General features: G+C 48.1%; 11 protein-coding genes. 7 read left to right on the top strand and 4 right to left on the bottom strand.

The features are described from left to right. Positions 1-173: 173 nt before the first annotated feature. Complete coding sequence (locus tag BT105_RS12835; RefSeq protein WP_072301107.1) at positions 174-683, bottom strand: GNAT family N-acetyltransferase; 510 nt, start codon at positions 681-683, stop codon at positions 174-176. 241 nt (positions 684-924) lie between these two features. On the opposite strand from BT105_RS12835, the gene BT105_RS12830 reads away from it, so the two are divergent. The 6 genes from BT105_RS12830 to BT105_RS12805 are packed head-to-tail and all read left to right on the top strand — an operon-like array spanning position 925 to position 11,710. Further along, a complete protein-coding gene (locus BT105_RS12830; protein WP_072301106.1) occupies positions 925-2,262 on the top strand; it encodes an FHA domain-containing protein in 1,338 nt (445 codons plus the stop codon). A 12-nt stretch (positions 2,263-2,274) separates the two neighbouring features. Then, positions 2,275-3,054, top strand: coding sequence for a PP2C family protein-serine/threonine phosphatase (locus BT105_RS12825; RefSeq protein WP_072301105.1), 780 nt, complete (start codon positions 2,275-2,277; stop codon positions 3,052-3,054). Between the two features lie 16 nt (positions 3,055-3,070). Continuing rightward, positions 3,071-4,774: a serine/threonine-protein kinase gene (locus tag BT105_RS12820; protein WP_072301104.1), complete on the top strand. Its 1,704-nt coding sequence runs from the start codon at positions 3,071-3,073 to the stop codon at positions 4,772-4,774. Positions 4,775-4,789: 15 nt separating this feature from the next. After that, positions 4,790-5,185 (top strand): hypothetical protein, encoded by a 396-nt coding sequence (locus BT105_RS12815; protein WP_072301103.1) that lies wholly within the window; start codon positions 4,790-4,792, stop codon positions 5,183-5,185. Next, positions 5,182-6,135 carry a hypothetical protein gene (locus tag BT105_RS12810; protein WP_072301102.1) on the top strand — a complete coding sequence of 318 codons (954 nt, stop codon included), beginning with the start codon at positions 5,182-5,184 and terminating at the stop codon, positions 6,133-6,135. The genes BT105_RS12815 and BT105_RS12810 overlap by 4 nt, the downstream gene beginning before the upstream one ends. Next, positions 6,128-11,710, top strand: coding sequence for an Ig-like domain-containing protein (locus BT105_RS12805; protein ID WP_072301101.1), 5,583 nt, complete (start codon positions 6,128-6,130; stop codon positions 11,708-11,710). The genes BT105_RS12810 and BT105_RS12805 overlap by 8 nt, the downstream gene beginning before the upstream one ends. A 251-nt stretch (positions 11,711-11,961) precedes the next feature. Here BT105_RS12805 and BT105_RS14730 read toward each other — a convergent pair whose 3' ends face one another. The 3 genes from BT105_RS14730 to BT105_RS12785 all read right to left on the bottom strand — a co-directional run bounded on the left by BT105_RS14730 (position 11,962) and on the right by BT105_RS12785 (position 18,585). After that, positions 11,962-14,571 (bottom strand): bifunctional diguanylate cyclase/phosphodiesterase, encoded by a 2,610-nt coding sequence (locus tag BT105_RS14730; protein WP_081367909.1) that lies wholly within the window; start codon positions 14,569-14,571, stop codon positions 11,962-11,964. Between the two features lie 192 nt (positions 14,572-14,763). Then, positions 14,764-17,310, bottom strand: a complete 2,547-nt coding sequence (locus BT105_RS12790) for an alpha/beta hydrolase-fold protein (RefSeq protein ID WP_081367908.1) — start codon at positions 17,308-17,310, stop codon at positions 14,764-14,766. A gap of 177 nt (positions 17,311-17,487) precedes the next feature. After that, positions 17,488-18,585 (bottom strand): metallophosphoesterase, encoded by a 1,098-nt coding sequence (locus BT105_RS12785; protein WP_081367907.1) that lies wholly within the window; start codon positions 18,583-18,585, stop codon positions 17,488-17,490. Positions 18,586-18,760: 175 nt separating this feature from the next. Here BT105_RS12785 and BT105_RS12780 point away from each other — a divergent pair, with 175 nt between their 5' ends. Beyond that, on the top strand, positions 18,761-21,868 hold the full coding sequence (locus BT105_RS12780) for a glycoside hydrolase family 9 protein (protein WP_072301099.1): 3,108 nt from the start codon (positions 18,761-18,763) through the stop codon (positions 21,866-21,868). Positions 21,869-21,991 lie beyond the last annotated feature (123 nt).

The following is a 21,991-nucleotide window of genomic DNA, read 5'->3' as shown; positions in this document are numbered from 1 at the left end:
TAAATTGCACACGTTCAAATAGCTTTGCAGGGGCACACACTGTTCGCCCCTACACTAATTACTGATGAATCAGGGGACGTCGAGGACTTCCAACAGAAGCCGCGACCCTCTGTCCTTCGGACATCTCCCTACACTGTAGGGAGTCACCGTCCCCTACATTCTTACCTGATGGCTTATGATATCTCCTTGCGGAATCGTACAAAATAGGAGCTTTCGTCCTCATGGTGGATATAGCAGCCGTTTTTCAGCATAGCCCTAAGTGAAGCAGGATTTGTGCGCTGAACTCGGAGATATACCTCCTCCTCGGGGACTGTATCGCAGGCTTTTTCAAGGAGCATTGCAAGCCCCTGCGTACCATAGCCCTTACTGCGGTATTCGGGAGCGATATAATAGCCGATGTGTCCCGCGCCGTTCACAAGTGACTCGCAGAGATGCTGACGGAGCTGCAATTCGCCGATTATCTTGTCATCGTCCCACAGAAAGTATGTAGTTGCAGGCACATATCCAACCGGCAGGCGCTCGCCGACGGAATTAGCTATGATAATGTCAAGGGCATCGTCGAAGTCCTCGCGGCTGATACCGTGGTATTCGTTTATGAAGCCGTTTTCGTCCTCGGGTATGTCACGGACGAAGAGATATTCCTTTTCGATGTCGTCTGTATTGGCAGGTTTCAGGTAAAGCATAGGCTGCTCCTTTCGTGTTATTTTTTACATTATATACCATTAATTTGCCGAAAACAAGGAGGAGCTCTGTTTTTATGTGAATATTGTGTAAAATGCAACATATATTTTGTGAGGCCGGGCAAAAAAATATTCAAATTATTGACAAATCTTGCATAAGATGTTATAATTAGCTTATATGCAGCGTATAGCTGCGCGTTCTGTTTTACGGAATGCAGATGGTGATTTTTTTAGAGGTGAGGATATGGCAAGTGTTTCAATCAAGGTAGTTTATCAGAACGAGACTTTTTTACAGGCAGGAATAAAAAAGAAGGTACAGATCAGCGAGGATCAGCTCAAATTCATAAACAGGAACAGGAATAAGGGCTTTCTCACTGTTAACTGGGAAAAAACAGGCTCAAAGAATCTTCTGAAATACAAGGTGAGCAATATGACTGCGCTTTCGGAGTACGTCAAGCAGAACCTTACTCAGGAGAAGTATTTCGAGCTGATACGCCAGATACAGAGGTTAATGGAATTTGCCAGCGAAAATAATCTTAATTACGATCATCTTGTGCTGACAGATCCCAAGCACGTATATTACGATATTGAAAAGAAAAAAATAGGTGTGGCATATCTGCCTGTCCTAAGTAGGGACTACAAGTGCGCCAACGTGGTGAAGTTCCTTGCTAAGCTCCATAAATACGCAAATATCACAGTTACAGATCAGGGCGTCATGCAGAAGTACGTTTTCTTCCTCAATGACTACCTCAAGACCAAAAAGAGCAGCGTTCTTACACATAATCATCTTTACAATCTGCTCCATGAGGTGCTTGAAGTATCCCTTGGCACTCCTTCGCAGATAGCTGCCGAGGAGAGCGGTCAGACTCCTGCCGACAGCAGCAAGACTGCGGCTGTAGGTGCAGATAACGACCACACTATAGTTGTAAGCGGCGGCAAAAAAGCGGAGTGCCCTGCTTACCTTAAAGATGAGAACAACAGGGAATTTGCCATAAACCATTTCCCTTTCACTATAGGCAGAAAAGCCGACAACGACCTCGCCCTCACAGACAAAGGCACAGTTTCAAAGCTCCACGCGGTGATAACCTTTGAAAACGGCACCTTCTACATCGAGGATAAGGATTCCTCAAACGGAACCTTCCTCAATAACTTTGCCGAGAACAGTCAGCGTGTCATCAAGGAGAAGCTCAACAGCGGCGATGTTATCTACATCTACAACATTCCGTATGTGTTTACTGTAAATTCAGCCGATAACGCTACTGTTGTCGTAGGTGACAATGCAAACCGCAAGAAGTCCGAAAGCAAGAACAACAAGTCCAAGAATATAGCATATCTTGTGAATTCTTCCAGCAACGAAAAGGTGCCCATATTCGTTTATCCCTTTACCTGCTCGGAGATATCGGGCATTGTTATCGGACGCGAGAACAGCCGCGACAGACACAGCATCTATATCGAGAATATCTCGTGCAGCTCCCTTTCCGTTGAGGGCAGCGATATCGCCGAGGGCAGCAGAGAGAGCATTTTCTCGGGCTGTAATTTCCTGTATCACGGCATACCATTTACATTCTTTGAAGAAAATTAACGGTGAGTTTTTATGAAATACGTTTTTTCCTACGTTACTACCGAGGGTGCGGTAAGAAAGATAAATCAGGACTCTCTGTTTATCGTCACCGCAAAATACAAGGACGATGAGATATTCTTCGGAGCTGTATGCGACGGAGTAGGCGGACTCTCTGGCGGCGAAAAAGCCAGCGGCTACGTCTGCAAGCGCATAAACGCATGGTTTACCGAGGACTTCTCAGAGCTTATGAGCAGCGGCGCTTCCATACTGAAGATACGCAAGTCCCTTGATGACCGCCTCCATCAGCTCAGCGACAATATCAACGCCTATGCGGAGAAGAAAAACTCGGATATGGCTACTACCTTTACCTCGCTGCTGGTAATTCCTCAGATGAGACATATCCTCATCGCTCATGTGGGAGACTCCCGTCTGTACAGGATAGATGACGAGGAGATAAAGCTCATGACCTCCGACCATTCAGTAGTTGCGCAGGAGGTCAGAAACGGCATTATAACCGAGGAAATGGCTGAAAACGATCCCAGACAGAACCAGCTCACAAACTGTATCGGAGCAGGTCTTGAGGATACCTCATACGACTACAGCATTGCGGATATAAGCGAGGGCAGCTGCTATATGCTCTGCTCTGACGGATTCCGCAAGAAGATATCTTCCGATGAGATACAGGAGTACCTCGCCCCCTCAAACAACAAGGACGAGAAGACCATAACCTATAATCTGGAATGTCTCAAAAATAAGGTCATGAAGCGCGGAGAAAAGGACAATATCACTGCCCTTATGGTCAAGCTCTGCTGAAAGCGAGGAGATAGGTTTGCTTAACGAAGGCTTTGTGCTTGAAAACAGGTACAAGATCGTTAATATTGCAGGAAAAGGCGGTACCTCCGTGGTTTACCGTGCACTTGACCTCAAAGCCAATAACGCCCAGCGAGCTGTGAAGGAGGTCAAGAAGACCAACGGCACAGACGCATACAATGCAAGGCAGGAGTCGCTGCTTATCAAGGAATTCTGCGAAAAGGACGTGAAGAATTCCTATTTTCCCAATATTATCGAGATAATCGACAATAAGCCCGACGCCCTTTATATCGTTCAGGACTATATAGACGGCGTCTCTATGGAAAAGCTTCTCGCTTATTATCCGTTCAGGCACAATATGGTGCTGAAATACGCCAAGGATATCTGTTCTGTAATATCCTTTATCCATAAGTGCGGACTGATACACAGCGATATGAAGCCCGACAATATAATGGTCGTAAGGACCGAGGAGGACCTCGAAAATTCCAAGCGTCCCGACAAATTCGGCAAGTTGAAATTTATCGACTTCGGCTCTGTTATCGAGAGACGAGAGGGTACATTTGCCTATACCCCTGCATATGCCGCTCCCGAGCAGTTCCGCAAGGAGGAGCTTGACGAAAAGACGGATATCTTCAACATCGGTGCTACCATGTATCACATGATAACAGGTAAAAAGCCCATGAACGTTTCTGTTAAGGGCAAGCTTGTAAGCTCTGCGGAGCGATTCGTGTTCGACAAGGGCACCAATGCAGGACTTGTGAGGATAATCCGCAAATGCGTACAGGACGACAAGAACAAGCGCTACCGCTCCTGCGACGAGCTCTATGCAGACCTCGACAGGGCGGAGAACCATACATACATCAGAGTTACGGCAATACTTGCAGGACTTGCCGCTCTTTCACTGGGCGTATCTCTCTTTGCAGGCATAATGGCTCACAAAAAGGACAGCGAGGACTTCAATACCCTCCTTGAAATAGCCGAGAGCTCCAACGAATACGAGGAGAGAGCGGCGGCTTTCGAGGACGTTATCCACGCCGACGGCTCATATGCGGACGCCTACCTTGAGCTCATCGAGCTCTACAAGAGCGATCAGGTGTTCAGGGCTGACGAGGTGGAGCAGATACGCAGGCTCATAAATGAGAACGTGAATGAGCTGCAAAAGGCTCCCGATTATGAGAATGTTGCCTTTGAGCTGGGAATACTCTACTGGTATTACTATTTCTACGGCAGCAACGAAGAGGACCTTATGAACCAGAATACGGGAACATCAGGCAAGATAGCTGCCGTTAAGTGGTTCAAGGAGTCTCAGACGGAGAACTTCAAGGATAAGTACCCCAAGAAGTACCAGATAGCCCGTGTTTACTGCGCTATCGGTGATTTCTACTCACAGAGCCGCAAAAAGGAGAACGAGCTTCTCGGAAATGATATTTCCGCAGACCTCTGGAACAGCATGAACGAGCTCAGCGAGCTTGTTGAAACGGAAAACGCAGATTCGGATATAATCGTATTGGAGACCTACAAGACTCTTGTAAATCTCGAATACACCAACATAAACGAATTCTCAAAGGCAGGCGTCAGCTTTGCCGAGCAGAAGAAATTCATCGATGATATCAGGGATAAGACCGAGAAGCTGGAGCCTCAGAGCGGTACTGCCGCGGAGGCAAAGGAGTATATCCTCGGTTCATATGATATGATAATACAGAGCATAGAGGGCTCTGAGTAAGGAAGAAGGTGCGGAATGGATTCATATGACTGGCAGATAATATCCCATATATTCCTTGGGATAAGTATAGTTCTCTTTATCGCCGCACTTATCCTGACAATCAGGTACAGAGTCATATCCAATATGATATCCGATATCAAGGTCAGAAAGATGTCGCCCGAGCCTTTCAGGGCGCCGTCGTCAATAAATCTCAGTCTTAGGAGCACCGATTCGGAGCTGTCCGCTCCGCCCGAAAGCGACGAGGACGGTCCGTGGACTGTGGTAGTTGCTCCAAAGCAGGGGGAGGAAGATATGGACGGTACTGTGGTAGTGGGCAACAATAAGAGCTCTGAGAGCGATTTTATCATTACAAGCAATATCGTAGTAATAAATGCAGATGTAGATGTAATAGACAACGGGAGAAAGAAATGAGAAAATGCGTCGTTTTCGGCGGTATAGCCGCTTCACTCGCTTTTGCTCCTGCGGGAGCTGTCTATGCGGCGGGGGACTATGAAGCGCCGTCGGGAATAGAGCTTTCCATAGGCGATACAGAGATAGACAGGGCTGACCTTGCAGGCGGCAGGCTTGTTGAGGTGCCTGTCAATATCGGGAACAACAGCGGATTTGTGTCAGTGAAAATGCTCATACAGCTTGACGGCAGGCTCAGCTTTGCCGAGGACTATGAGCTGGGCACAAGAGCAGAGGATATGGCAGGAGTCCATATCTCAGAGCAGAGGGATATGGAGAACACCCGTAAGGTGAACTTCGTGACCAAGACTAAGTCGCGCTGTACAAGCGACGGCGAGATAGGCTATGTTAGGGTAATGCTCTCTGAGGATACTCCTGTGGGAAGATATGATATAAATATCTATCCATATACCGACGAGCCTATGATACTGACGTACAATAATTTTGACGCATATTTCGGAGCTGAATGCTTCTCTCAGCTGAGGGGCGGCACTATTACCGTAAAGGACGGCGATACAGTGCCTCAGCAGGAGCAGGCTCCGCCTCGTCACGATGATGACGGGGACAGAAATGCGCCTGAGGAGGAAAGCTCCTCCGATGAAAGCGAAAGCAATAACGAAACGCATACAACAACTTCAGTGACCACAGCCACAACTGTCACCACAACAAAAACGACAGCAAAGACAACGGTCACTTCAACGAAAAATCCTGCTGGTGCCGCAAAGGAGACCTCTGCGGTGACAGCTTCTGAAGCGACCCCTTCTGTTTCGGCTGTGACCACCGAGCCGTCAGCTGAGACAGATACGACAAAACCAAAAAAGAATCTTCTGCTGATCCCTGTTATCGCCGCAGCAGTCATCGCACTGGGGACAGCCTGTTTTATAGTCAGAAAAGGAGGTAGGTCAAATGAATAACGGCAGATTTGATCTTAAACGAAAGCTTGCTTTTGTGGCGGCACTTGCTTTTGCTGCAAATTCAGCAGGCAGTATGTCTGCGGCAGGCGCTGAAACAGCCTTTACTGCGGCAGGTACCGAGCCTTCCGCTGTAGGTGTACCGGGAGATAACGCTCCGCCTGCGCCTCCACAGGGCAACGGCGGCGGTAATTTTGAGACAGTAACATATACTATCATCATAAACGGCATTACCATTGATGAAAACCGTTTCACAGAACTTCTGAATCTGGTATTCGGCACGGTGGGCTCGGATCACAGCTTTAATGCGGAATCTGGCACAGGAACCGTAACTATCAGCGGCTATCACAATGTAAACAGGGTGAATATAGCCGTTTCGGACGATACAAGGCTGATGTTTGATACTGATTCTTCCGAGGACAACGATACTTTTGTTTTCAATACCTACTATAAGGTGAACGGTTATTTCAACGATGACAAGATCACCATGACAGGCAGAGACGGAGATGTGCATTACGAGCTGCGCGACGGATTCTGCAGAAGCGGCACCGTACTTGAGATAGCTCCCAAGGAAGCTTATCTTATCGATTCGGGCACAGAGTCTCTCGATGTATCTGTTGAGGCGCCTGTCAATATCAGGACAGAGAGTGATGATGACAACGGCGACGGCTATAAGCTTGTGGTGAACGATGTGGATCATGCCGTATCGCCTAAGACATTTTCCCTCAGCATTGACAGAAGCATCTACAAGGTATTGGTGGGCGGAGAACCTGTTTCCGACAATCAGTTCAAGTGGAAGGATATCAACAATATAGCTATATCCGCTCCTGATAAGCAGGCTCTGTTCGTATCCTGCGAATACGGCGGAGAGCTGATAGAGCTTTACGATAACTGGTTCAGCTGCTCGAATCTGCTGGAAAACAATAAGTTCAGATACAGGAATAACTGCCATATCTCCGTTCAGGGCATAGACAGCACCGTTTCCGCTGAGGCGGTATTCGGAGAGGGCGACGGGCAGTACGTCAGAAAATACAATATCCCCGTTGTCGAAGCGGAGAACGATATTGGCTATGAGCTGAAAATACCATATCTTGCAGGCGACGGCTACTGCCTCAGCAGCTATTCCTACGGCGCTGACCGCGATAAGCCTCTCACAGATGTGTACGACGCCCTCACAGGCGAGGACAGAGAAAAGAAGCTGGATTATCAGTACGACTGCGGAGATATACACCTTGTCTACAGAAAGCTTGCGGACAGCGAGAATATGTATATTTTCCAGCCTGAGGAAGAGCTTTTCAGAAGAAATGAAGGCTGCTATTCCATAAGCTCATCGGACGCTCTGGTCAAGTTTATGGACTTTACCTCGCTGTTTGACGGCAGCACCGTGCTCTTTGACGTTTTCAGCAACGGAAATGTAAAGGATATCGAGCATAAAAAGTTCGTTATCGGCAGCTCGTCAAGAGAGTTTTCGGAGAATCTCAAGGACAGCTCTAAGTCCGCGCTGTATATCGTAAAGAATATCATCAGCAAATCAGGCGATGACGCTGTCAGCAATGGTCTTGACGGTATCATATGCTTCTATGACGACAAGACAGCTCCCTCAGTGGAATTTACACGCGGCGAAAACTCCGATGAATGGGCAGGCAGAGAAGGTATCTCCTTTGCCATGAAGATAACCGATAATGAACAGTGCCCTGTGGAGGAAAAGCAGGACCTCACCTTTGAAGAGGGAGAAATAATCGATATCTACAGCAAGTACATCAACAAGGAGTCGAATTTCAGCCGTGAGATAAAATCTGTTGTGGTGGGTGACTACAGATTCGACAGACCTGAAAACGGCTGGGGTGACACAGCTATGATAAAGGGCTATGTGGAAACTCCCGACATGAGAGATAAGTATAATGCGGCTGTAGCTGTGCTCTCAAAGATAAGGCTCGCAGATATCAGCAGCAAGTACAGCGACCAGCTCAATTATGACGGCTATTACCGCGAGCTCCTGAGGAAGAATTCGGCGGCTCTTATCGAAGATATCAACGCATACTACAATGCCGAGATAAGCAGTGAAGAGGAAAAGGAAGAGCCCGATGAAAGCAGGATAGCTGAGCTGAGAAAGCAGCGCGATAAGTATGCGACTGTTGTGTCTGCATATAAAACAGCGCAGGAGACTCCCATAAGGTCTTCAAAATGCGTTCCTGTGCTCACATATGACAAGGATACAAAGGAATTCGTTGTTTCCGTAAAGGCTGAAGCCGCTTACGAAAACCAGATGATAGAAGAATGGCTCAAGGTATTCGCTTTTGACGACAGCAATAATTCAAGCTGGAACAACTATGACGCAAGGCGCGTAAGGGTAAAGATAGACGGCGCTCCGCCTGTTGTTTCGGATAACAAGATAACTATAACAGGCGATGAGGTAATAACTGACGACGACGGCAAAGAGGCGCACGTACTCAAGGCAGGAAGCGTTATCAGTGCCGCTCTCACCGATGTGCAGTCCGCAGGAAACGGCTCGGGAGTCAGCGATGTAAAGATATACTTCGGCGAGAAGGACAACTCTGATAATAAGATGACCTTACAGGACGGAAAGTATATCTTCAATATCGTTGAGGACGCCATTAAAAATGTCAATATCAAGACCTGTATCACTATCTATGCAATAGACAGCGTAGGCAATCCTGTTACCATAAAGAGCAGCGACAGCAAGTACGGCGGATTCAATATCATAATCGATGATACTGCGCCCGAATGCTCGGTGAAGAACGCTTCGGACAGTGAAAAACGTTTTGTTTCCGAGGGAAAGGAATGGTACAGGGCTTATTCCGATGTCAGGATAGCGGTTGCTGCCGAGGATCCCAATTCGGGTATCGGCTCGGGAATAAAGGAGCTTAAGCTTAATATAAACGGTCATGACAGAACTGTCAGAGCCGACTCACAGAGCGGTATCGACCGCGATGCTCTTAAGGAAGGAAAGTATGAGCTTGTATTTGAGGCTGTTCAGGATTCGGACAGATTCAGGGCAAGACTTGTCAACAGCACAGATGGTTCCGTGGCTGCCGATCTTGGAGAATTCAGCAGACATGACGGCGCTGTAAAGGCGGAGCTGAGCGTTGCGGACTTCGCAGGAAACGAAAGCGCAAAGAGCGCGGCAGAGGTCTGGATAGACCTTTCCGTGCCGAGCATTAATGACATCAGCGCAGACGGCGTTCCGCTCGTACGCGACCAGCGCTACGGTTATGTTTATTTTGCAAGGGAGCAGGCTGTTGTACGCGTTTCCGTAAATGAAAACGGTCCGAGCGCAGGCATAGACAGCGTCAAGGCTGTTCTGGTGAACAGCGACGGTACGCCAAGTGCTGTAGTGCCCGAGGTACGCAGAACAGACGATTCCCGTCAGTGGGAGGTCATCGTTCCGCCGATGTTCAGGGGCTATATGAGAGTAAGTGTGCTCAGCTGCATGGGCAGAGAGTCGGAAGTATCCGAGACTGCTCTGTTCATGGTGGAAAAGGACGAGGACCACAGGGCAAATGCAGATATCACACTGGATCTCCCGCCGACAAGCTTTAAGGACGTAAACGGCTTACCGCTGTATGCTGACGATATAGACGCTGATATACGCGTCAAGGAGAATTTCTCGGGTATCGCAGATATAGTTATTTCCGCGTCGGGAGCAGGTGAGAGAAGTCTTAACGTAAACGATAACGGAGATATTTCGGGCAGCGGTATCGAAAGCTGGACCGCTGAAGACAGCAGCAGAGATCTGAATACAGTCAGGGAGATATCCACAAAGGTAAAGCTTACAGGAAACTCCAATGACAATGACGTGAATGTGACCTTCAGCGATAAAGCAGGAAATACAGGCGATGACAAGGCGGTTAAAAGGAGATACAGCATAGACAAGACCGATCCTGTTATCAACGTGACCTTTACCGACGCAAACGGCTCCGCAGACAATGAGTTCAAGCAGATATACAAGAACACAAGAAAAGCTGTTATCACTATAAACGAGAGGAACTTCGACAAGTCGCTCGCTGATATCAGAGTCAACGGCGGCAGACGAGAGCTTGAATGGAAACTCACAAGCGGTACAGCAGGTACTGACAGCGCGGCATATCAGGCTGAGATACCCTTCGATAACGACGGCACCTACAGACTTACCGCCAGCTTCAAGGATATGTGCGGCAGAGAGGCTAAGCCTTATGATTCGGGCGAATTCGTCATCGACAGGACTGCTCCTGCTATGAATATCGGCTTCGATAAGAAGATAGCCAACGAGCGCTTCTATAACGAGCCTACTACGGCTACATTCAGGATTTCAGACCAGAATTTCGAGCCGTCAAGAGTGGTCATGACGGGTACCTACAACAACAGCGCCGAGGACTTCCCGAAGGCGTCGGAATGGGTAAAGTCGGGAGACGATTACGTTTCTACCGTCAAGTTTGAAAAGGACGGCGAGTACACCGTTAATATCACAGGCAAGGACAAGGCAGGAAATACTCTTGAAGCCTACAATGCAAAGTTCTGTATCGACAGTCAGGCTCCAAAGATATCCGTAAGCGATGTAAATGCGGCTAACAACAAGAAGGAAATAAGACCGCATATCCAGTTCAATGATGTCAACCTTGACAAGGACAGCATTAAGATAAAGCTTGAAGGCGCTAACAGAGGACGTTCTCTTGACTTTGAGGGAGAGCTCCGCGAAAGTGCCGACGGCTATGAGTATGTATTCAATAATATCCCCGATAAGGCGGACTTTGACGATATCTACACCATTAAGGCAAGCGCTAAGGACAGCGCTTCAAACAAGGTGGAGAAGGACTTCCGCTTCTCGGTAAACAGATACGGCTCAACATTTATGCTGGACGAGGGTACTGGAAGCATAGTCGGAAAGTACATCTCCAAGGCTCAGGATATCGTTATCTCTGAGGTCAACGCCAACAAGCACTCCGAGCCCTACAGCGTATACATCACCAAGGATTCGGAAATGGCTGTGCTCAAGGACAATGTTGACTACAAGGTCGAGTACGCAGGCGGCGATGATGAGTGGTCTGAGTACAAGTACATAATCTATGCCAAGAACTTTGAGGACGACGGAAGATACACCGTTTCCATACACTCCGTTGACGAGGCGGGAAATATCAACGTCAGCACCTCGGAAAAGAAGAATTCTTACCTTGAATTCTGCGTGGATACCACACAGCCGCTGTGCATACCGCTGAATCTCTCGGCAAACAGCGCATACAAGGGCGAAAGACTTGAGGCAAAGATGTCAGTATCGGACAACATCATGCTCAAGGGTGCAAAGGTATTCGTTGACGATAAGGAGATAAGGTCGAGATATATCGACGACGAGTATCTTGAATTTACCGTCCGAAATGCTAAGCACGCTCAGAATGTAAGGGTAGTTCTAACCGATATGGCAGGCAACGAGATAGAATATTCCTACAAGAATATCCTTGTTACCACAAACGCAATGCGAATCCTTGCTCATAAGACATGGTTCAAGTTCCTTTGCGGAGGTATCGTGCTCCTTGGCGGTGCAGCTGCTTTCTTCATCAGAAAACGCAAGAACAGACTTCTGTAATTACAAACGCCGCAGGATTAACCCTGCGGCGTTTTATAATTTAGAACTAAGAATGTAGGGGCGGCGTTCCGCCGCCCGAGCCGTAAGCCATTAGTTGTTAGCTATTAGCTGTTAGCTGTAGGGGCTGCCTTTGGCAGTCCGCAAATTATAAAAGAAGCATATTAAATGTAGGGGCGCACAGTGTGCGCCCCTTTATCCGGCAAATTTTATTTCCTGCGGGCGAACACTGTTCGCCCCTACAGAATTATGAACTATGCGTCAAATTTGCTTATGAAATCTTCGATCGGGATAGGCTTGGAATAATAATATCCCTGTAAGCAGTCTACCTCGTAATTGAGAAGTATATCTCTCATTGCTGCGGTCTCTATTCCCTCTACGCAGACGTTTGTGCTGTAGCTGCGCATCATATTGGCGACAGCTCCCACAAGCTGGCGGTCCTGAGGATTTTCCTCTATCTTCATGACAAGACTGCGGTCTATCTTGATAACGTCAAATGGAAGGCTCTTTACTATGCCGATAGACGAGAAGCCCGTTCCGAAGTCGTCAAGAGCTATCTTTATGCCCCGTCCGCGTAGATTTACTACGATGTTTTTCAGCAGATCCATGTCAAGGAGTCTGCACCGTTCGGTTATCTCAAGGCAGAGAGCCTCGGGGGGATAATCCGTCTCGGCAAGAGTTGCAAGCACCATATCCACGAAATTCGGCTTTTCAAGCTGATTGTAGGACAGGTTTACGTTTATTATGAAGTCTGGGAATTTCTCCCTCAGCTTCTTTGCGCCAATGAGAGCAGTTCTGAGTATCCACTGTCCAAGCTCGATGAACACAGGATCCTTTTCAAGTACGGGTATGAAGCTGTCAGGCGGGACCATTCCGTATTCCTCGTTTTTCCACCTGAGAAGGGCTTCGGCGCCTATGACCTTTTCGGTGAGGGCGTCAACTACAGGCTGATACAGAAGGAAGAAGCCGTGAAAATCCTGCATGATCGAGGAGCGGATAACGTGGAGAACTTCTGTGCGGTGCTTTTTGTCCTTGTTTATGCTGTTGCCAAATTCCACAATGTCGCCCTGTCGGCGGAGCTTTGACTCGCCGTAGGCATAATTCAGGCAGGCATATACGGTCTGGGGATCAATATTGAAGTTATCCACACTGAGAAGTCCTGCGCTGGTGTCAAGGATTATCAGTTCGTTGTCGATGAAAAATTCGTTGCGGAAATAATGACGCATTGTGGAGTATTTCGACTTTATATTTTCAACGGTGTGATCCGAGTTCGGTATTATTACTGCGAATTTTGTGCCGTCAAGGCGGTAGACTGTTCCATAGTTTCCAACAGCCTCGTAAAGGTATCTGGCGTATTTCTGCAATACAAGGTTGCCGAAATGATAGCCGTATACCTCGTTTATCTCAGAGAATTTCGTCAGACCTAACATAACGACCTTAAAGGGCTCGGTTTTAAGTATTTTAGCTTCGATATCCTCAAAGAAGCCATACTGGTTCTGAAGCCCTGAAAGAGCATCGATATATCCCTGTATGCTGTGGTTGCGGATCGTTCCGCAGAAGTACTCGGGTATTCCCTTAGGACTGTATATGACCGTTCCGCGGCAGGTGCATACATCGTATTCGCCGTTTATCTTGCGGGCTCTGTACTGCATATCGTGGGAATTTGTTTTGCCCGAAAAGATAGCCTCGATACCCTCGCGGTATATCTCGGCGTCATCGGGGTGGATATGGCTGTCCCATATCTTTGCCGCATTGACCATGTATTCGCTTGGCAGACCAAAGAGGTCAACTGCCTTCTTTGACCAGCGTGAATAATCATAGCGCATATCACACAGATATACATAGGTTCCCTCGGCAAATATGGAAAAGGCATTGAACAGTCTGTCCAGCTTTTCCTTGCGGTCAAGGGGAATAGATATGTCACCGTTAATGTATTCGATTGAAGACTTGCCTGCTTCACCGCTCTTTATTGCTTTTTTGTCCTTGTACATCAGATTCTCGGCACGTTCAAAAACAGATGTGAAGCTATTGTCCTCATCGCTGTTGAAAACCGCCATGCCTGCTGCGAGAACAGGACCGTCCTTGCATTTGATATTGTCAACCACCTGCTCATGCAGATCCTCAAAGAGGGCGTTTCTGTTCTCGTAGTCTATTCCTCTGAGTAAAACAGCGAATTTGTCGCCATCGATCCTGAAAACAGGGCTGTGGGTGAAGATATTGCAGATGAGCTTGCAGGAGGCGATGATATGACCGTCGCCTGCCGCAGACGAAAAGCTCTCGTTAAGCTGTGTTATGCCGCTGACATCGCAGACTATGAGCGCAAATGGAAGATATACCAGACCGTTGTTGATGTTTTCCTGTATGGCCTTGGCAAGCTCGTCAAAGGCGGTCTTGTTTTTGATGCCTGTCAGCTCGTCGCGCCTTGTTACCTCGTTGGCAAGGCTGAGAACGTTTGTAAGAGCGTTCTCGCGGCGTATCTCCTCAACGGTATCCTCCACGCCAACTATGAGGTGCAGTCTGTCCCTTGCCCATGATACGGTAGCACGGGCAAAGCGCGGTTCGCCGTCAATCATAAGGGTATAATCAAAGGTGTAGAGCTTTTTTATCTCAAGGGCTGAAATAATGCTTTCCTTTTTCAGCTTGAATTTTACTCTTTCAAGGTCTTTGGGAGCGATTATCTTTTCGGCGTTTTTCTGAGCGTCGCTGAAGAAGTTCTTGCCGTCCTCTTTTACGTGATCGTCGCCGTATATCTTGGCGCTGGTGAAACGGGTGTAATTGCCGTTCTCAGCGTTGATATAATAGATGATATCGTAGCTTCGAGCCAGACTTTCGGCTATGTTGTCAAAGATTCCCTGTTTATCCATTATACATATCCCCCCTTTGGGTTTGAATAGGAAGATTAACTATATTTATTATAACATTATTACTCTATTTTGTCAATGAATTATATATTAAATGTGCATTTTGACGAACAAAAAATCGCGTTCCACATTATGCGGAACGCGATCTCTGCCGGTGATGGTCAGCTACCGGCGATATAAAGGGGAACGAAGAGGTCAGTTGGTTGCCTGGAATATGCCTCTTACGAAGCTGTAAAGGTGCGAATGGATAGAATCGTCACCGTGATGACCGCCCTGAACTACGTGCCATACGTGAGGTACGTTGTTCTTGTTGAAGTTGTTGTGGTAGCCCTCGGGAGTGTTGAGTCCTACAACGTCGTCCTGAGTACCGCCTGTTATCATTACGAGGTAAGGTGTCTCGCTTGCATTGTTCCACTTCCATGAGCCTGAAGCGCCCGGTGCAGGGCAGATAGCGCCTACATAGCCGAACTTGCTGCCGTACTTCATGCCTATCTGGAGAGACTCGCGTCCGCCCATTGAGAAGCCTGTTACGGCTGTGTTCTCTCTGCCTGTTGCAACGCTGTACTTGCTCTCGATATGGGGCATGAGGCTGTCAACGATATCATCAACGAAGTTGTCGTAGCCCTCGTTTGAACCCTGATCTGCAAAGCCTGTAGCGTCGTTCATTGTAGCGCTGGTGAATACGAAAGGAACAACTACTATCATGTCCTTTGCTGCGCCCTCGGCGATAGCATTGCCGATTATCTGCTGTGTGTACATCTGACCGTTGCCCTGTGTTATCATACGGTTCTCGTTCTCGAAGAAGCCGTGGAGCAGGTAGAGGACAGGGTACTTCTTGCTTGAGTCATAGTTTGCGGGGAGAAGGATATTGTATGGCTTGTTCTTGTTAGCCTTCTTGGAGAAGTAGGTCTCCTTCTTGATAGTACCGTACTGAACGCCCTGCTTCTTCTGATGTGAGTCGTTTGGCTCGTTGTTTACAAGTGCGTTCTGAACTATCTTTGTAAGCTCCTCCATTGTGTACTTCTGCTGACCTGTGGGGGCAGAAGTTTTTGTTGTGGTAGTTGCGATGATAGTAGGATCAGAGCGTGTTGTGGTTGTCTGATTGGTCGGATTAGTCGGAGCAGTTCCGCCGTCAGTTGCCTGGAATACGCCTCTTACGAAGCTGTAGAGGTGAGAGTGGATAGAGTCGTCGCCGTGGTGACCGCCCTGAACTACGTGCCATACGTGAGGTACGCTGTTCTTGTTGAAGTTATTGTGGTAGCCCTCGGGAGTGTTGAGTCCTACGACGTCGTCCTGAGTACCGCCTGTAATCATAAGGAGATATGGCTGCTCGTCAGGATTGCTCCACTTGAATGCGCCCGAACCGCCCGGTGCAGGGCAGATAGCGCCTACATAGCCGAACTTGTCGCCGTGCTTCATGCCTATCATGAGGGATTCCATACCGCCCATTGAGAAGCCTGTTACGGCTGTGTTCTCTCTGCCTGTTGCAACGCTGTACTTCTCCTCGATATGAGGCATGAGGCTGTCAACGATATCGTCAACGAAGTTGTTGTAGCCCTCTACTGAGCCTGCGTCGCCGAAGCCTGTAGCGTCTCTCATAGTTGCGCTGGTGAAGATGAACGGGCATACAACTATCATGTCCTTGGCTGCGCCCTCAGCGATAGCGTTGCCCACTATCTGACGGGTGTACATTGTGCCGTTGCCCTTGGTTATCATACGGTCCTCGTTCTCGAAGAAGCCGTGGAGAACGTAGAGGACCGGATATTTCTTGCTCTCGTCATAGTCGGCAGGAAGCAGGATATTGTATGGCTTCTGCTTGTTTGCCTTCTTGGAGAAGTAGTTCTCCTTCTTGATAGTACCGTACTTGACGCCCTGCTTCTCCTGATGTGAGCTGCTGGGCTCGTTGTTTACAAGCTCGCTCTGTACCTTTTCGGTAAGTTCCTCGCAGGTGTACTTCTGCTGTCCTGGAACTACCACAGGCTCCTCAACAGGGAATTCGCTTATCTTGCCTGAAACGAACTTCATGATGAGTACGGCGTCTGCCAATTCATAAACTCCGTTGCTGTCGGCGTCGGCAGCCTTGAGAGCTTTTTTATCGGTGATTCCATTGATAAGTCCCTTACGTGCAAGGATAATATCAAAGGAGTCGATGCGTCCGTCGTAGTTGATGTCGCCCTTGTTCATTTTTACGGGAGCAGAGGGCTCGTCAAATGTGGTGCCGCTGGGAGCTGCTGCTACTTCGTCAACGTAGAAGCTGCACTTGCTCTCCTCGGTCTCGATATACAGCTGCATATCTGAGGCACCTGAGGGAATTGTGAAGCTGCTTGCTTCAAGGTGTGCCCATTCGCCTTTTTTTGCGGTGACCTGAGTTATCTTCGGATAGCTGGTAGTTCCCCCGTCGTTGCACTGTAATGTCAGGTAGAATGTCACTGAGTCCTCAGCTTCGGTCATTACATATGCGCTGAATGCGTAGTCCTGACCAGCCTTGAAGTCCGTGCCGAGAGCGACTGTTGCGCCGTTCCATGAGCTCTCGCGTCCGCTGGTGAAGAGAGAGTATTCACCTGAGCGTGAGGTGCCTGAAACGGTCTTTACTGAGGCGGAACCTCTGCCGCTCCATTTTTCGGTGCCTTCTTCAAAGGTGCTGTGGAGCAGGTAGTCGGATTCTGCGGCTGAGAGGGGCAGGGCGCTCGCAGATGAAAGGGCAAGCATGGCTGCCATTAGGGTGGGTATGGATTTTTTCATTTACATTCCTCCTTGTAAATATATCTTTATGTATAATTTGTACCATATTTTACAGCACTTGTCAACTCAAATCTTGCGGAGTTAACTAATTATGAACTAAAAATTAATTTTATGTTCCTGAGAAAATCCACCCGAGATATAAAAAAGACCTTTTGTTTGCACAAAAGGTCTATAAAATCAGACGATATTTATTATTACGTACTCGGATTTAGTACCCGTTTTGAAAAGTATCTCCCAGTCGGAGATGCCTGAGGTCACAATAAAATCTGTGTTTTTTCTCCTTTCGTGACCATATGTTGCGTCATTTATCTTGAACCACTCGCCAACGTAGGTTACAGGGAAAAGCTGTCCGCCGTGGGTGTGCCCCGAGACTACAAGGTCGGCATTGGCAGCCGCTTCGTTATCATAGTCGTTGGGCTGGTGGTCGAGGACTATGGTGTAGTTTTCCGTTGGGATATTCTTCATGAGGTCGGATATATCGGCGCGTTCCTTTTCGCCGCTGTCGCGCCTGCCGATAATGGTGATGTTGTCGGCGGAGAAAACGGAATCCTCAAGTACGCGGACGCCGCTTTTTTCGAGCTCTGCGGCAAGGTCTTCCGCTGAGAAACCGCGGTGTTCGCTGCCGTAGTAGCTCTTGTCGTGGTTGCCGTAGCAGTAAAAAGCGCCGCGGTCAAGCTTCAAGCCGCTGAGAGCCTTGCAGGCTGTTATCATATCCTCGCGGTTGGTGCTGTCGTCCACGAAGTCTCCTGCAATGAGGAGCATATCGGGCTTCTGTTCCATTATGCGGTCAAGCTGTTTTGCGAAGCCCTCGCCGTCAAATGTAGTTCCAAGGTGAGAATCCGCTATAAGAGCTATGCGCATATGAGGGATATTTTTATCCGTGGAAATGGTGTAATCGGTCTGCCAGATGTGGAAGCAGAGATAATAGCCGACTCCCAGATATACCGCCGAGGTGATGAGCGAGAGCCAGCCTGCCCAGTTGCAGGTGAAGTCCTTTTTGCGGACTGCCCTGATGATACGGAAAATGAGTCCGTATATCAGGAAAAACATGAGAGTGCTCAGCAGTATGATTATGGCGTTGGTGACCGAGGTAAGGAACACCAGTGCCGCGAATACTATTGCTATAATGCCGAAGGAGATGAGTCCCTTCAGCCATTTTCTGCCGCCTGAAAGCTTTTTTATCAAGCCGAACCGTCCCACTGCAACTGTCAGGTATGCTGTTCCTGCCGCAAATGCCGCAAGAACTGCCGCTAAGATTATCAGCCACATCGTCATATAGTGCCCTCCTGAATGAGTGTTATTTTTATTATACTTTATCGGAGCTTTTATGTCAATTGTCAGGCTGTGAACATTATGTGGATTTTTGTGGATCCGCGCTAAAAAACTTGACTGTTTGAAGACAATAATATATAATAATGGTACAATGCATTAGATAAAGGGAGGGTTAAAAATGCATAATAAAAAAAAAAAATTAATGGCAGGTATCATATCTGCGGCAATGGTCACTACAGCAAGCGCAGCAGCAGCTTCTCCTGCGGCAAATGCGGAGAAGAGGATCGTTCAGGTCCTCGGTGAGAGCACCTTTGAGAAAAAGGCTGTTCCGTGGCAGACTGTTGAGGCTTTGCCTGCGAGACAAAAATTCAACATTGAGGACGGAGCTTTCCACATCTATGTCCTTGTGCCCAAGGGTGCTGACAAAGAAAAATGGGATCTTCAGGTCAAGCACAGGAATCTCAGCTTCAGGGCAGGTCACGAGTACAAGGTGAGCTTTAAGGCAAAAGCCTCAAGAAAGGGTATGGAGCTATGCTCGTATATCGGCAATATTGCAGGTACACAGGAGTATTTCGTGCTGGACGGACGTGATGTTGATGAAGGCGAAGGCGGAATGCATATGGGACCTGATATGGGTGGTTCGTGGCCGTCAAAGTGTTTGAATCTGACTACCGAGTGGCAGACTTGTGAGGGAATATTCAAGGCTACAGAAGACCTTGAGGCTTGTCAGTGGACATTCCAGTATGCAAAGGGCACAAATTATCAGGGCAATGCTAAAGAGGGTGACGAGATATGGTTCGACGATATGTCCATAGAGTGCCTTACCTGCGAGGAGGAAGGTCTGGATCAATGCGGTTGGAACAACAGCAATGATCTGGGCATAGTTGATCCGAAAAGCGACGTCCGCCTGAATCAGATGGGATATTATCCTGACAGGGAGAAAAAGGCTGTCTATGTTACCGAAAAGGACAGGAAAGCTATGGACTTCAAGGTGCTGGACAAGAACGGCAAGACCGTTTTCTCGGGCAAGACAGTTCCTGCGGGATTTGATGAGCTGTCAGGGGAGTACTGCCATTATATAGACTTCTCGGCGGTGAAAACAAAGGGTACTTATACCATTGCTGTGGACGATGAGAAGAATATTTTCACCAATGAAATAACAGGCGAGACCTGCAAGAGATATATCAGCCATGAATTCAGAATAGGCGACGATATCTATGACGGAGTTCTGAAAAATGCGCTTAATTACTATTACATGAACCGTGCAAACTGTAAGATAGAGCCTGATTACATAAACTCGGAGGATAAGCACGCTCTTGCTCACAATCCTCTTGAGCGCAAAGACAATGCTTATGTACAGTCTGCGTGGTCAGATACGTATATTGATATCAGATATGATGCTGACTATAAGCTTAATAAGAATGTGCTTCTTGACGTTTCGGGCGGCTGGTATGACTCTGAGCACTTCACAAAGGACGTTGTAAACGGCGGAACTGCTGTATGGACTTTACAGAATATGTACGAGAGGTCTAAGATCAAGGGCACCGACGGCAAGTGGGCTGACGGCAAGACCATGACTATCCCCGAGGAGTACGGCTGGAACGGCGGAAAGACCGTTAGCTGCAAGGGGACTCCCGATATCCTTGATGAAGCAAGATATGAGCTTGAATTTATGTTCAGGATGATAGTTGATCCCGAAAAGGACACTATCTGGGGCGAGGACTGCGCAGGTCTCGTTTATCATCAGGTAAAGGAGAACAGCAATTATAACACCTATGAGTTACCATTCGATGAGATAGATCATGAAAAAAATCCCCGCGTTATCAGTCCGCCTTCATATGCGGCTACATTCAATATGATAGCCTGCGCAGCACAGGCTTCGCGTCTGTGGAAGGGCATTGACGATGACTTCGCAAAGGAGTGTCTCGACCACGCTGAGAAGTCATGGGAGGCTGTTCTTAAGCACGAGGAAAAGTTCTCCGCAGAGGAGGGCGATAATGATGATGATCCGCAGTTTACTCCGTATCAGCGGCAGACCGATCTTGACGCCACCAATTCCAATGTTATGGACGAGGCTTACTGGGCTGCCTGCGAGCTTTTTGCAACTACAGGTGAAAAGGCTTACTATGACTATCTCAAGAAGTATAAGGGTACTTCTTTCGAATCAAGAGAAACTCAGTGCCATGCACTGGGAGTTCCGAATTATATACCTCTGGATGATTCCTACGGCTCTCTCAGTACCCTTGACAGATTCAACAAGACAGGCTGCGGAACTCTTTCGCTGTTCCTCAGCGATAAGACCTCCGAGGCTGACAAGGCTGAGATAAAGAAGAGCCTGCTGTATACTGCGGATATGTATCTTGACCGCATGAACGATACGGGAAATAACGCTATGGGTATGCCATATCAGAAGGTACAGTGGCTCAGTTATTACAGCTATCCCTCTGACGCATACACAGCAGGTCTGGATTACGGCTCTAACAGCAGAGTTACAGGAAACGCTGCTGTAATGGCTTATGCCTACGACGCAACAGGGGACAGCAAGTACCTCAGCGGCGCTTTGCAGTCCATTGATTATCTTTTCGGAAAAAACGGTCTGGGCTTCTCATATGTAACGGGCTGCGGTTCGTATCATGTAAAGAATCCTGTGAACGAGTACTGGCTCAATGAGGTCAGCAAGAATTATCCTAAGGCTCCCGACGGAGTAATGGTCGGCGGTCCTTATACATGGGTAGTTGACAACTATGCACGCGCTATAGGTCTTAATCCCGATAAGACAGCTCCTCAGAAGTGCTATGCAGATTCAGTGGAGGCGTGGTCAGAAAATGCTCCCGATGTTGACTGGCAGGCAGGCTTCGCATGGAATATATCCTTCATCGAGGACGTCCTTGCGGCTGAACCTGTATCAGTAACGACGACTACCACAACAGGAACAGCAACAACTACTACAACAACTGCTACTGCGACCACGACCAAGGGCAAGGACGATACCACAACATCGACAATGACTCTTACCACTGTCATAGTGCCTGAGCCGATTGAGTACGGTGACGCAAACTGCGACGGCAAGGTTGATATGGGCGATGTAGTCCTCATTATGCAGGCTCTGGCAAATCCCGATAAATACGGAGTGGGCGGAACTGACAAGAACGCTTTCAGAGTGCAGGGCTGGAACAATGCGGACGTTTACGACAAGGGTTCCGGCGTTACGACTAACGACGCACTTGCTATACAGGAGTTCCTGCTCGGCAAGGTAAAAGAGCTGCCTGTTGCTGCAGCAAAATGAATTTTTTGATAAAAAGTCGCACAAGGGGAGCCCCCTCTGGCGGATTCGCAGGTTACTAAATATGAGCCGTAAGTTTACGGCTCGGTAGCCCGCTTTTTCCGTTAAGGGGAGCAGCCTAACCGC

Origin of the sequence: Ruminococcus flavefaciens, assembly GCF_900119075.1 — a bacterium.
Classification (GTDB): domain Bacteria; phylum Bacillota; class Clostridia; order Oscillospirales; family Ruminococcaceae; genus Ruminococcus; species Ruminococcus flavefaciens_Q.
Note: the sequence above shows the minus strand (reverse complement) of the source record. Positions and strands in the feature narration are given on the sequence as shown.

Excerpts from the sequence above, each read along its gene's own strand:
- BT105_RS12810 (WP_072301102.1), top strand. The coding sequence starts at position 5,182 with ATGAGAAAATGCGTCGTTTTCGGCGGTATAGCCGCTTCACTCGCTTTT.
- BT105_RS12780 (WP_072301099.1), top strand. The coding sequence starts at position 18,761 with ATGCATAATAAAAAAAAAAAATTAATGGCAGGTATCATATCTGCGGCA.
- BT105_RS14730 (WP_081367909.1), bottom strand. The coding sequence starts at position 14,571 with ATGGATAAACAGGGAATCTTTGACAACATAGCCGAAAGTCTGGCTCGA.
- BT105_RS12790 (WP_081367908.1), bottom strand. The coding sequence starts at position 17,310 with ATGAAAAAATCCATACCCACCCTAATGGCAGCCATGCTTGCCCTTTCA.
- BT105_RS12835 (WP_072301107.1), bottom strand. The coding sequence starts at position 683 with ATGCTTTACCTGAAACCTGCCAATACAGACGACATCGAAAAGGAATAT.
- BT105_RS12830 (WP_072301106.1), top strand. The coding sequence starts at position 925 with ATGGCAAGTGTTTCAATCAAGGTAGTTTATCAGAACGAGACTTTTTTA.
- BT105_RS12805 (WP_072301101.1), top strand. The coding sequence starts at position 6,128 with ATGAATAACGGCAGATTTGATCTTAAACGAAAGCTTGCTTTTGTGGCG.
- BT105_RS12785 (WP_081367907.1), bottom strand. The coding sequence starts at position 18,585 with ATGACGATGTGGCTGATAATCTTAGCGGCAGTTCTTGCGGCATTTGCG.
- BT105_RS12825 (WP_072301105.1), top strand. The coding sequence starts at position 2,275 with ATGAAATACGTTTTTTCCTACGTTACTACCGAGGGTGCGGTAAGAAAG.
- BT105_RS12815 (WP_072301103.1), top strand. The coding sequence starts at position 4,790 with ATGGATTCATATGACTGGCAGATAATATCCCATATATTCCTTGGGATA.